Here is an 11,630-nt window from a genome sequence, read left to right as displayed (position 1 = left end):
CGCGTCAAAGGAGACCGACCATGAACCAGTTCCTGAACATCTTCGGCGATGTGATGCGGATCGCGACGTTCCAATGGCGTGACGAAAGGCTGCATACAAAGTGTGGCCAGGAGCCGATCCGCCCCGACCGCTGGGTGCCTCCGGTTGACCGGCAGCCGTTTCGCCGCTTCCGCCCATGACGCACAAGGGGTGGGGATTGCGTTCTCCCGGCGAAGCTCACATCTATCGCGGGAAGAACGCGATACGGAGATTGCGGTGCACGACCCGCATGGGCATGCCCACACTGCCAGGCCGCCGGGACGCGGCCGCAACTGGCCCGGCCCATGGCGCAAGACGCCTGGCCGTCTCTTCGGCACGTCGCTCGTGCGCCTCTACCAACTGACGCTATCCGGCTTTGTCGGCAATTCCTGCCGGCATCTGCCGACCTGTTCGGAATACGCGCATGAGGCGATCGCCCGCCACGGCCTGTGGGCCGGTGGCTGGATGGGCCTTTTTCGCGTGCTGCGCTGCGGCCCATTCGGCACGCACGGCGTCGATTTGGTTCCGGAAGTGCTGGCGGACCGTTATGTCTGGTTCATGCCTTGGCGCTATTGGTGGATAGGCAGAAAGGGCGGCAAAGCCAACAACTGAGGATAGTGCTGAAGGCCGTTCATCCTCTGGGCGTTTACGATCCGGTAGGGTTAACGCAAGCCTGCACAAAGACTGCGCATTTGAGACAAAATCGAGACAAGAGACCTCGCTAAGCCCGCTCGCGAACACCCTTCTGGAGCGAGCATCAATGCGTAACATCGACCGTCTTCCCTTTATCCTGGCTGGAGTCCTGTTCCTGCTCGCCTGGCTGCTGGGGTTCCCGATGCGCGCGCAATCGGCGCCGCTTGGGGATGTGCACTGCACGCTGATCGCCGACGCGGCGACCGGCAAGACGCTTTACCAGGACGGGGCCTGCGATCAGCGTTTCAGCCCGGCCTCGACGTTCAAGGTACCGCTTTCGCTGATCGGCTACGACGCCGGTATCCTGAACGATGAGCACACGCCGACCTGGGATTACAAACCCGAATTCAATGCGGTGAAGCGTGACCAGAAGACTGTCGACCCGGTGATCTGGGAACGCGATTCGATTATCTGGTATTCCCGGGAGATCACCCGCCGGCTGGGCGGCGAGAAATTTGCCGGCTATGTATCGAGGCTCAACTATGGCAATGGCGACGTTTCAGGCAATCCCGGCAAGGATGACGGGCTCACGCGTTCCTGGGTCAACTCCTCGCTCAAGATCACGCCGGTCGAACAAGTTGCCTTCCTGCGCCAGCTGCTCGCTGGCAAGATGCCGGTGTCGGCGAAGGCGCATGAGATGACACGCGCAATCATACCAAGCTTCAAGGCCGGCGATTGGGCCGTTCAGGGCAAGACCGGCAGCACGAGGCTCGGCGTGGGCGGCAAGGACAAGCGCTCGCTCGGTTGGTTTGTCGGTTGGGCCCGAAAGGACGGACGCCAGATCGTGTTCGCCCGGCTGGTTGTCGATGCCAATCGGACTGATATGCCGAAAGGGTTGGCGACGCGGGCCGCGTTCCTCAGGGATCTGCCGCAACTGATCAAGTAGGCTGGGCTTTACGGCGGCGGCATCTGCTCATAAAAGACTGCCGCCGCCGGACGCCTCCGGCCAACCTGATGCAGGTCGCGGCCGCAAGCCGCCGGTGACCTGCATTTTACCACCCGCGCTCGTTTGCGGGACTGGATAGGAGATACATGATGCTGAATTCCGTTTCCCTGACATTCCCCGATGGCTCCGTCCGAGACTATGACGCGGCGATGACCGGTGCCGGCCTTGCCGAATCGATCTCGAAGTCGCTGGCCAAGAAGGCCGTCGCCTATGCCATCGACGGCACCGTGCGCGACCTCAGCGACCCGCTCGGCAAGTCCGGCAAGGTCGAGATCATCACTCGCGACGATGCGCGCGCGCTTGAGCTTATCCGTCACGACACCGCCCACGTGCTGGCGGAGGCCGTGCAGGAATTGTGGCCGGGAACGCAGGTGACTATCGGGCCGGTGATCGAGAACGGATTCTATTACGACTTTGCCCGCAACGAGCCGTTCACGCCCGACGATTTTCCGGTGATCGAGAAGAAGATGCGCGAGATCATCGCGCGCAACAAGCCGTTCACCAAGGAGGTCTGGTCGCGCGACAGGGCCAAGAAGGTTTTCGCCGACAAGGGAGAACGCTACAAGCTTGAACTGATCGACGCCATTCCCGAGGACCAGGATCTCAAGATCTACGCCCAGGGCGACTGGTTCGATCTCTGCCGCGGTCCGCACATGGCTTCGACCGGCCAGATCGGCAATGCCTTCAAGTTGATGAAGGTGGCCGGCGCCTATTGGCGTGGCGATTCGAACAACCCGATGCTGACGCGCATCTACGGCACGGCCTGGGCCGACCAGGCGCAGCTTGATGCCTACCAGACGATGCTGGAGGAGGCCGAGAAGCGCGACCATCGCAAGCTTGGCCGCGAGATGGACCTTTTCCATTTCCAGGAAGAGGGACCGGGCGTCGTCTTCTGGCATGCCAAGGGCTGGAAGATGTTCCAGAACCTGGTCAACTACATGCGCCGCCGGCTCGACGAGCAGGGCTACCAGGAGGTCAACGCTCCGCAGGTGCTCGACAAGAGCCTGTGGGAAACGTCAGGCCACTGGGGCTGGTATCGTGACGCCATGTTCAAGGTGACGGTTGCCGGCGACGACACCGACGACGATCGCGTTTTCGCGTTGAAGCCGATGAACTGTCCGGGCCATGTGCAGATTTTCAAGCATGGGCTGAAGTCCTATCGCGATCTGCCCGTAAAACTTGCCGAATTCGGCAATGTGCATCGCTACGAACCATCGGGCGCGCTGCACGGGCTGATGCGCGTGCGCGGCTTCACGCAGGACGATGCGCACATCTTCTGCACAGAGGAGCAGCTGGCGTCGGAATGCCTGCGCATCAATGATTTGATCTTGTCGACCTATGCCGATTTCGGCTTTGACGAGATCAGCGTGAAGCTGTCGACGCGGCCGGACAAGCGTGTCGGCACCGACGAGGCGTGGGATCACGCCGAGGCGATCATGGGCAGCGTGCTGGAGACGATCAGGACGAGATCCGGCAATCGGATCAAGACTTCGATCAATCCGGGCGAGGGCGCCTTCTACGGGCCGAAGTTCGAATATGTGCTGAAGGATGCCATCGGCCGCGAATGGCAGTGCGGCACGACGCAGGTCGACTTCAACCTGCCGGAACGCTTTGGAGCCTTCTACATCGGCTCCGATTCGGAGAAGAAGCAGCCGGTCATGGTGCACCGTGCCATCTGCGGCTCGATGGAGCGTTTCCTCGGCATCCTGATCGAGAACTATTCCGGTCACTTCCCGCTGTGGTTCGCGCCGCTGCAGGTGGTGGTGGCGACGATCACGTCCGACGCCGACGGCTATGCGACCGAAGTGGTGGCAAAACTCAAGGCCGCGGGCTTGTCGGCCGAGGCCGATCTGCGCAACGAGAAGATCAACTACAAGGTCCGCGAACACAGTCTGGCCAAGGTTCCGGTCATCCTAGTCTGCGGCAAGCGCGAGGCGGAAGAGCAGACGGTCAACATGCGCCGGCTTGGATCGCGTGACCAGGAGTCGCTGGGCCTTGCCCAGGCAATCGATCGGCTGACCGAAGAAGCGGTCACGCCCGATCGCCGGCGCAAGCGCGCCGCCTGATTTGAGCAGGACCTTTGATGGTGGCGGTGGAGCGATCCACCGCCATTTTCATATCCCTGTCACGCCGATCTTGTAACAAGCCCCCATGCTCAAGCTGAAATTGCGCGAACGGTCCTTTCCCGAACTTTCCTACGCCAATCCGCACCAGCCGGTGCTGGCGCGGTGGTTCATTCATTCCGTCGAAGGCCTTTCGGGCCGCGATCGCTTTGCGGCGCTCTACGATTTCTGGCGCCGTGAGGTCGTACCGACCGGCGAGCGCGTGTTCAGCCGTATGCTCGACCTGATCGATGTCGGCGTGCGAACCGCCGATCAATGGCCGCCCGCACAATTGCCCGATACGCCGCTGGTGATCGTTGCCAACCATCCCTTCGGCATTGGCGACGGCATTGCGGTGCTCTCGCTGGCGGAGCAGCTCGGGCGGCCTTTCCGGGTGATGATCCACAAGGATCTGCTCAGGATTCGCGAAATGGAACCCTATTCGCTGCCGATCGACTTTTCCGAGACCAAGGACGCGCTGAAGAACAATATGGCGGTGCGCCATGAAGCGGTGCGGCTGCTGAAGGAAGGTGTCACCATCGTGGTGTTCCCGGCCGGCGGCGTTGCCACCGCGCCGAAAGGGTTCGGCAGGGCGCGCGACCTGCCATGGAAGATGTTTCCCGCCCGCCTCGTCCAGGAAGCGAAGGCGTCGGTCGTTCCCATGCATTTTTCCGGGCAGAACGGCAGGCTATTCCACTTGGTCAGCGGGCCGATGAACATGGCCGAGCGCGACGGCCGGGTGGCCAAATTCGTCGGCAAGGCCTCGTTGACATTGCGCACGTCGCTGCTCATCCGCGAATTCGCACGGCTGTCCGGCAAGGCGATCGACGTGCGCGTCGGCGATGTGCTGAGCTGGAGTGAGCTGGAGCCGTTGCGCGACCGCAAGGCATTGCTCGAGCGGCTTTACCGCGGCGTGTTCGACCTGGCGCCACAGCTGCCACGCCGCCGGATTCCCTTCCTGCCGGCACGGACAAAGCTAAAGCTGGCAGCCTGAAATCGGGGAATGGGCCGTAGAAGGCTAATCCGCGCCTTCTTCCGGGTCCATCGCCGCCGCTTCGGTGGCCAGAACCTCGATCTCCTGGTTCTGACCGGCCACGACCGTGAAATCCTTCTGGTAGATGCGGTCGCGGTTCTTGGCGATGATGGTGTAGTCGCCCTCGGCGAGCACCATCGAGGCGAAGGCGCCGACGGTTTCCTTGATCGGATCGCCGGATTCGTTGAGCAGCGACCAGGACGTGTCGGCGATCGCCTCACCGCCGGTTTCGCGCACCAGCTTCATCGTGATCTCGGCGGCGTGATGCTCGACGGTGGCCTCGGTCAGCTTGCCGGCCTCGACGCGGATGTCGGAGCGGATCACCGCGTTGACCGCGCCATAGGTCGAGACGACGTGGTAGATGCCGGCATTGAGCCGCACGACGCTGTTGGGTTCGACGTCGGGAATGATCAGCGCGCGGTCGCCATTGGCCTCGGCGGTGCCCTCATAGATCGAGAAGCGCAGTTTTTTCGGGGGAATGCGCACACCGCCGGACAGAACCGCGTCGAGCTTCAGGCCCCCGGCGTCGAGCACCAGGCTTTCCCGCTTGGCTTCCTTGCCCACAGTGATGCGTTTGGTGGCTCCGGCGCGGCCATAGGAGGCATGGACCAGATAGCTGCCGGGCTCGAGCTGGAAGACGGCACTGCCGCCATGGGCGGAGGCGACCATCGGCAATTTGCCGTTGACGGGTTCGGGCCTGAAGACACGCCAGACGAGGCCACGGGTGATGTCGGTCCCCTTGTCGGTCAGTTGGGCCGACAAAGTGATGGCGCCACCGCCGCCAAGCGCCAGCGGGGCTTCGGTCCTGGGCGTCGCATAGCTCGAAATTCCGGGGAGTTTGAGGTCGCTTACGCCGTCCTTTTCCTGCGCAGCAGCCAAGGAGACCGGCAGCAGGAACAGCGCGGCGCAGAGCCAAACCAGGAAAAGACGCAGTCGCCCCTCAAACATGCCTTGCGTTGAAGCCCATGGCGGTGGCAATTTCAAGGCTTAAGAGTCCGATCCACGACTCTTCAGCCCGGCGCTCGCGCGCCTTTGCCCGAGCCGCCCGATTTCCCGATGGTGCGCTTCAGCTCAAAACAGAGTGTCTAGGAGACTTGCGCCCATGGCGTCGCCGATCATCGACTTCCTGCTGACCCGAAATTCAGCACCGATTCCGGACCTCAAGGAGCCGGCACCCAGCGACGCCGATATCGCGACGATGATCGCCGCCGCCACGCGCGTGCCCGACCATGGCCGGCTCGAGCCCTGGCGCTTCATCCTCTATCGCGGCCATGTCCGCGTCGAGATCGGCAAGAAGCTCGCGGAGCTCGCCGAACAGCGGGAAGGGCCGTTGCCCGAGGGCCGCCGCAACCAGGAGCTGGCGCGCTTTTCCCGTGCGCCGCTGGTGATCGGCGTGGTGTCGGTGCCGAAAGAGAATCCCAAGATCCCGCAATGGGAAATGTTCCTGTCCGGCGGCATGGCGGCAATGAACCTGATGATTGCCGCCAATGCACTGGGCTATGGCACCAACATGATCAGCAACTGGTATTCCGACGTGCCGGAGGGCAGGGCAATCCTCGGACTGGCGCCGCGGGAGCGCGTCGTCGGCTTCATCCACATCGGCTCTTATGCCGGCCAGGCGCCGGAGCGGCCACGGCCCGATCCGGCCAAGCTCTTCGCCGATTACTCAGGACCCTGGGCGGGCTGAATGTTCTATGAGCCGTCCATGGGACACGGGTTGCCCACGATCCGTCGAAGGCGATCGTGGCGCCGCGCCCGGTCGGCTGGATATCGACGCTGAACAAGGCGGGCGAGATCAATCTCGCGCCATACTCTTTCTTCAATGCGGTTTCGACACGGCCTTTCATCGTCTGGTTCTCGTCGGAAGGAGAGAAGGACAGCGCCTCCTTTGCCCAGGAGACCGGCGAGTTCGTCGCCAACCTGGTCAGCCGCGATCTCGCGGAGAAGATGAACTACACGTCCGTCAACGCGCCGCCTGGCGTCAACGAGTTCGTCTATGCCGATCTCGCCATGGCGCCTTCGCGTCTCGTCAAGCCGCCCCGTGTGGCGGCAGCGCCCGCCGCGCTGGAATGCCGGGTGACGGAAGTCTTCCGCCCAAGGGCGTTGGACGGAACGCCAACCAGCGCCGTCGTCGTTGCCGGCGAGGTCAGGCGGAAATGCCTGCCGCCCTCGCGCGTGCAAGCAGCCTTTCGGCCAGCCGCAGATGCGGGCGGTCGTACATCTTGCCGTCGATACCGACGACGCCGGGATTGCCGACCGCCTCGAACGCCGCGACGATTGCCGCCGATTGCTTGACCGCCTCGGCGGAGGGCGTGAAGGCCGCATTGATGACCGGTACCTGGTCGGGATGGATCGCCATCTTGCCGGTGAAGCCGTCTCGCTCGGCCTCGGCGCATTCCGTGGCGAATGCCGCCATGTCGCGAAAATTCGGGAACACTGTGTCGATCGCGGCGACCTCTGCGGCTCCGGCCGTCAGGATAGTCGTCAGGCGGGCGTGGCGGAACACGTCGGTGTAACGGCCCTGCTCGTCGCGGGTGGAGCGCGCGCCGATCGCCGCCGACAGGTCTTCCGCGCCCCAGGTCAGACCGGCGAGCCGCGCGCTTGCGCCGGCATAGGTCGCCGCGGCGAGTATTCCTGCCGGGGTTTCGGTGATGATCGGCAGGATCCTGATCGAGCCGTCGGGCAGGCCGTTCTCCGCCTCCCGAACCCTGAGCTTTGCCGAGAGGTGCTGCACATCCTGGCCGCTGTTGGATTTGGGCAGCATGATGCCGTCCGGCTTTGCCGCAACGAGCGCGGCGAGATCGTCGTCGGTCAATCCGGTCGAAAGGTCGTTGACCCTGACATAGATGGCCGAGGTAGTTTGCCCCCTGCGTTCGACGATAAAGCGTGCGGCGACCGCGCGCGCCGTAGCCTTGTTCTGCGGCGCCACGGAATCCTCGAGATCGACAATCACCACGTCGGCGCCGGCGCCAAAACCCTTTTCCAGCTTGCGTTCGGAATCGCCGGGAACGAACAGCAGCGAACGCATCAGGCGGCCTTCTTCAGCATCATCGCTTGCCTGGTGCATTTGGCGACGAGGTCGCCATGCTGATTGTAGGCGCGGTGCTCGAATTCGACGATGCCGCGATCGGGTTTCGACTTGGACTCGCGCACCGAGACGACCGAGGTTTCGACACGGATGGTGTCGCCGTGAAAGACCGGATGCGGAAACACGGTTTCCTTCATGCCGAGATTGGCGACCGTCGTGCCGACCGTGATGTCATTGACTGAAATGCCGATCATCAGGCCGAGCGTGAACAGCGAGTTGACCAGCGGCTTGCCCCATTCGCTCTTGGCGGCGAAGTCGAAATCGATATGCAGCGGCTGCGGATTCAGCGTCATCACCGAAAACAGCATGTTGTCGCTCTCGGTGACGGTCTTGCGCAGCGTGTGCTGGAAGACGTGGCCGACGACGAATTCCTCGAGATATAGCCCGGCCATTTGCTGTCTCCTCCGCTGTCCGACGGTTGATAAGCGCTGCATTCGGCAGTCGCAAGCCAGTTAATGAACATGGTGAACCGTTCGTAAACCATTTCTGCCTACCGTCTCACCGGGGCCGGAAATCTTCTGGCAAGGGGCATTAGCAGGCGGGCATGGTTGTTGTTTCGCATTTCCTGAAGTGGATCTACACGGCCAGGGTGTCCGAGCGTGCCGCCGCGGCCAACGCGCTGGCCCGGGCCTATGTCAATTCCGAATTGCCGTTCGAGGATCGCTGCGCCGCGGAGGCCGCGCTGACGTTGCTGCTCGACGATGCATCGTCGAAAGTGCGGCTGGCAATGGCCGAAGCGCTTTCCATGAGCCACCACGCGCCGCTGCAGATCATCAGCGCGCTGGCTTCCGACCAGCCCGAGGTCGCCGGTGTCGTGCTGGCGCGCTCGCCGCTGCTCACCGACGCCGATCTGATCAACCGCGTGGCGGCGAGCCAGAAGGCAACGCAGAAGCTGATCGCGGACCGTCCGCTCGTCTCGATGGCACTGTCGGCGGCCATTGCCGAGATTGGCGAGGCGGAAGCCTGCGCGGTGCTGCTGGCCAACAGTGGCGCCGACATCGCTTCCCTCAGTTTCCGCCGCATGGCGGAACGCCACGGGCATCTGCCTCTGGTGCGCGAGGCGCTGATATCGGATGCACGCCTGCCTGCCGACTGCCGGCATATGCTGCTGATCAAGCTTGGCGAAACCTTGAAGACATCGCCACTGGTCATGGCATTGATGGGCGCCGCGCGTGCCGACCGCGTCATGCGCGATGCCTGCGTCAAAGCATCGGTGACGCTGATCGAGGGCACGCGCCAGGAAGAACACGCGGCGTTGATCGAGCATCTCAGGCTGCGCGGCGATCTCACCGCAAGCTTCCTCATCCGCACCATCGCGCATGGCAAGGTCGATTTCTTCGGCTCGACTCTGGTGGCACTCGGCCAGCAGTCTGAACAGCGCGTGAGAGCGCTGTTGGCGGGCGGGCACGATGTCGCCTTGCAAGCCTTGTTTCGCAGCGCCGGCCTTGCCGCCGCCACGCATGCGATCATCCTGCGCGCGCTGAAAATCTGGCGGGAAGTCGCCAATGGCAAGCGCGTTGCCGGCGTGCAGGAAGTCAGCTGGCTGATGCTCAAGGAATTGGGTGGGCAATCGGCGGAAGGCGATCTCGCCGCTTTGGTCAAGTCGATCCATCTTGACGCCCTGCGCGAGAATGCACGCGGCCATGCGCTGGCGATCGCCGCGGCCTAGCCTTTATCCCTGGCGAAGAAATCCGGGAAATCCTCCATCGCCGCGGCGATAATGCGCAGTGATGCCGCGATCTGCAGCGCGTCGCTGTTGGCGTTCCGCTGGGCTATGCCCGCCGCATATTGCCGGGCCACGGCGACAGTCGCTGTCTGCGGGTCACCTGGCGCGCGGAAAAGCAGCTCGCGCGCCAGCCCCCTCAGGAAGTTGGCGACCGAAAGCGCGGTCTCGGACGGGATGGCGTGGTTCTGGCTTGCGCTGCGCAACCGCAGGATTTCCAGACCGACCGTGACCGCGGCGACGCCGCCACCCAGAACTGCTTCGCCCTTCCTGCCGGAATTCTGCACCAGCGGCATCAACTGGTTGACCCGGTCATAGGCGAGACTCTCGAAGGCCGATCGCCTCGGCACGCGCTCGTGCAGGCAAAGCCGGGCCAGATCCTCGCGCATGGCCCGCACGATGCGGTTGGCCGCGAGCCACGGGTCGGCGGGGAGCACGACGATGAAGACCCCGATCGCCAGCAGGATGCCGACCAGGATCGATGCCGAGCCGGCAAGGAAGGGGCCAGGGGCATAGGTCATCGCCTGATGCGGACTGAGGAAGGCGAGAAAATTGATGGCGAAGGCGGTCGCCACGCCGACATAGCGCGGATTGGCCATGGCGAGCGCCGCCGGCACCAATATGGGAACGACAAAAAGCGTGAACCAGCCGAAACCGGGCAGCGCGGGGAGCGCGATCTGGCCGACGAGAAAGGCAAACGGCAACGCGAGCAGTGTGCCCTTGAAGAAGCCCCAGGATACCTGCACGGGGTCGGGGCGGGCGGCAAACAGGCTCGATACGACGGCAACCAGAATGACGGTGCCGGCCGCTTCCGACCATTTCGTCGTCAGCCAGAATGCGGCGACCAGCAATGTGGCAAGGGCCGCGCGGACGGCGTTACGCGCGGCGCCGGGATAGTCGCGATGCACCACAAGGGCGGGTTGCCGGCTGGCGCGGCCTTGACGGCGCGCGGCTGGCGAGCGCAGCGCGTCCAGACCGCGCAGCACCTGCTTCAGCGCCTCGGCGAAATCGGCGGCGATGGTGAGGCGGGTGATGGTGCCGACCCTGTCGTCACCCTGGTCGACCGGGGCATCGGGCATTTGCCTGGCCTTGGCCGAGATCGCGTCGAGCCGTGCCACCCAGGGCGCGGTATCATCCAAGGCGCCGGGTTTGGCCGCCAGTTCACCGACAAGCACTTGCAATTCCGAGCGTACCGGAATGAGCGCGGCGTTCTTTGGAGCGGCGTGTGAATGCAGCGCACGTGCGGCCGAGAGCGCCGAGAGCAGCTGTCCTATGGTGCGCCGGACCGGATGGGCGCGGGGCGCGAAGCTCGGCGCCTCGAGCCTGGCATAGGCGCGCATCTCGCCAAGCGTCTGGGTGTCGGCGACGAGCTTGCGGTGCAGTCCGATGAGCGTTGCCCGATCGCCGCCGGAGAACGCACCGCCGGCATAGATGGCGAGGTCGAGAATGCAGCGTTTCAGCCGCGAGATGATGGCGTCACTAGCCAGTTTCGGCAGGATCAGCCGGCTGGTCAGGCCGGCGCAGACGATACCGAGTATGATCTCGGCGCAGCGCGCGACTGCAAGATCGACGACAAGGTGCGGTTGCCCGAAGGCGGGCAGGCCGATGATCATGGCCGTGTAGCCGGCCAGGGCCGCGCCATAGGCTTCCGGGTTGCGCAGCAGTGAGGAGACGAAGGTGCAGATGCCGATCCAGACGGCCAGCACCGTCACCAGCACCCAGGGGCCGGTACCAAAGATCGTGGTGATGCCAATCGCGGCGACGCCGCCGGCGAGCGTGCCGAGCAGGCGATAAAAACCCTTCGCCAGCACCATGCCGGCAACCGGCTGGGCGACGATGAATACCGTCATCATCGCCCATTGCGGGTGATCGAGCCGCAGCGCATAGGCGGCGAGGAGCGCGATAAGGCCGGCCGAAACGGTGCGCAGGGCGAAAATCCAGTCCGAGCGCGTCGGCTGTGTCAGCCCGGCCAAGCTTGTCTCGAAATAAGCTTTCAGCCGTGCCCGGGTCACATGCTCGTCTCCGCA

Annotated in this window: 11 protein-coding genes and 1 pseudogene; 8 read left to right on the top strand and 4 right to left on the bottom strand. The window is 63.8% G+C overall.

What is annotated here, in order from left to right:
* Nucleotides 1-20: 20 nt before the first annotated feature.
* From AC07SZ_RS05770 to AC07SZ_RS05750, 5 genes are all read left to right on the top strand, one after another.
* Entirely contained in the window at nucleotides 21-179 is a 159-nt protein-coding gene (locus AC07SZ_RS05770) for a hypothetical protein (RefSeq protein ID WP_081295123.1), read from the top strand.
* A gap of 76 nt (nucleotides 180-255) precedes the next feature.
* Nucleotides 256-630, top strand: a complete 375-nt coding sequence (yidD, locus tag AC07SZ_RS05765) for a membrane protein insertion efficiency factor YidD (RefSeq protein WP_056572280.1) — start codon at nucleotides 256-258, stop codon at nucleotides 628-630.
* A 148-nt stretch (nucleotides 631-778) separates the two neighbouring features.
* Nucleotides 779-1,597 carry a class D beta-lactamase gene (gene blaOXA, locus AC07SZ_RS05760; RefSeq protein WP_494913704.1) on the top strand — a complete coding sequence of 273 codons (819 nt, stop codon included), beginning with the start codon at nucleotides 779-781 and terminating at the stop codon, nucleotides 1,595-1,597.
* 149 nt (nucleotides 1,598-1,746) lie between these two features.
* A complete protein-coding gene (gene thrS / locus AC07SZ_RS05755) occupies nucleotides 1,747-3,723 on the top strand; it encodes a threonine--tRNA ligase (RefSeq protein WP_056573390.1) in 1,977 nt (658 codons plus the stop codon).
* A gap of 85 nt (nucleotides 3,724-3,808) precedes the next feature.
* Nucleotides 3,809-4,753 carry a lysophospholipid acyltransferase family protein gene (locus AC07SZ_RS05750; RefSeq protein WP_056572275.1) on the top strand — a complete coding sequence of 315 codons (945 nt, stop codon included), beginning with the start codon at nucleotides 3,809-3,811 and terminating at the stop codon, nucleotides 4,751-4,753.
* Between the two features lie 24 nt (nucleotides 4,754-4,777).
* Here AC07SZ_RS05750 and AC07SZ_RS05745 read toward each other — a convergent pair whose 3' ends face one another.
* The gene (locus AC07SZ_RS05745; protein WP_494913703.1) at nucleotides 4,778-5,740 is read right to left on the bottom strand and encodes an RgsD C-terminal domain-containing protein; all 963 of its coding nucleotides are present in this window, start codon (nucleotides 5,738-5,740) and stop codon (nucleotides 4,778-4,780) included.
* A gap of 154 nt (nucleotides 5,741-5,894) precedes the next feature.
* Between AC07SZ_RS05745 and AC07SZ_RS05740 the strand changes: the two genes are divergently transcribed.
* On the top strand, nucleotides 5,895-6,479 hold the full coding sequence (locus tag AC07SZ_RS05740; protein ID WP_494913702.1) for a nitroreductase family protein: 585 nt from the start codon (nucleotides 5,895-5,897) through the stop codon (nucleotides 6,477-6,479).
* Nucleotides 6,480-6,940 (top strand): annotated as a pseudogene (locus tag AC07SZ_RS05735) (flavin reductase family protein); the annotation flags it as partial. It lies immediately after the preceding gene.
* Here the strand turns inward: AC07SZ_RS05735 and AC07SZ_RS05730 are convergent.
* Nucleotides 6,939-7,820 (bottom strand): HpcH/HpaI aldolase/citrate lyase family protein, encoded by an 882-nt coding sequence (locus AC07SZ_RS05730; protein ID WP_494913701.1) that lies wholly within the window; start codon nucleotides 7,818-7,820, stop codon nucleotides 6,939-6,941. The pseudogene AC07SZ_RS05735 and the gene AC07SZ_RS05730 overlap by 2 nt on opposite strands.
* Nucleotides 7,820-8,314, bottom strand: coding sequence for a MaoC family dehydratase (locus AC07SZ_RS05725; RefSeq protein WP_494913700.1), 495 nt, complete (start codon nucleotides 8,312-8,314; stop codon nucleotides 7,820-7,822). The genes AC07SZ_RS05730 and AC07SZ_RS05725 overlap by 1 nt, the downstream gene beginning before the upstream one ends.
* Nucleotides 8,315-8,424: 110 nt before the next feature.
* On the opposite strand from AC07SZ_RS05725, the gene AC07SZ_RS05720 reads away from it, so the two are divergent.
* The gene (locus AC07SZ_RS05720) at nucleotides 8,425-9,549 is read left to right on the top strand and encodes a DUF2336 domain-containing protein (RefSeq protein ID WP_494913699.1); all 1,125 of its coding nucleotides are present in this window, start codon (nucleotides 8,425-8,427) and stop codon (nucleotides 9,547-9,549) included.
* Here AC07SZ_RS05720 and AC07SZ_RS05715 read toward each other — a convergent pair.
* Complete coding sequence (locus AC07SZ_RS05715; protein WP_494913697.1) at nucleotides 9,546-11,615, bottom strand: FUSC family protein; 2,070 nt, start codon at nucleotides 11,613-11,615, stop codon at nucleotides 9,546-9,548. The two genes, AC07SZ_RS05720 and AC07SZ_RS05715, sit on opposite strands and share 4 nt — an antisense overlap.
* Between the last annotated feature and the right edge of the window lie 15 nt (nucleotides 11,616-11,630).

It is taken from the genome of Mesorhizobium sp. GW821-FHT07A06, assembly GCF_059419085.1.
The sequence above is the reverse complement of the archived record's forward strand: the minus strand, read 5'-3'. Positions and strand labels throughout refer to the sequence as shown.

Coding starts and splice junctions, on each gene's coding strand:
- AC07SZ_RS05740 (WP_494913702.1), top strand. CDS start 5,895: ATGGCGTCGCCGATCATCGACTTCCTGCTGACCCGAAATTCAGCACCG.
- AC07SZ_RS05770 (WP_081295123.1), top strand. CDS start 21: ATGAACCAGTTCCTGAACATCTTCGGCGATGTGATGCGGATCGCGACG.
- AC07SZ_RS05730 (WP_494913701.1), bottom strand. CDS start 7,820: ATGCGTTCGCTGCTGTTCGTTCCCGGCGATTCCGAACGCAAGCTGGAA.
- AC07SZ_RS05750 (WP_056572275.1), top strand. CDS start 3,809: ATGCTCAAGCTGAAATTGCGCGAACGGTCCTTTCCCGAACTTTCCTAC.
- AC07SZ_RS05745 (WP_494913703.1), bottom strand. CDS start 5,740: ATGTTTGAGGGGCGACTGCGTCTTTTCCTGGTTTGGCTCTGCGCCGCG.
- blaOXA (WP_494913704.1), top strand. CDS start 779: ATGCGTAACATCGACCGTCTTCCCTTTATCCTGGCTGGAGTCCTGTTC.
- thrS (WP_056573390.1), top strand. CDS start 1,747: ATGCTGAATTCCGTTTCCCTGACATTCCCCGATGGCTCCGTCCGAGAC.
- AC07SZ_RS05725 (WP_494913700.1), bottom strand. CDS start 8,314: ATGCAGCGCTTATCAACCGTCGGACAGCGGAGGAGACAGCAAATGGCC.
- AC07SZ_RS05720 (WP_494913699.1), top strand. CDS start 8,425: ATGGTTGTTGTTTCGCATTTCCTGAAGTGGATCTACACGGCCAGGGTG.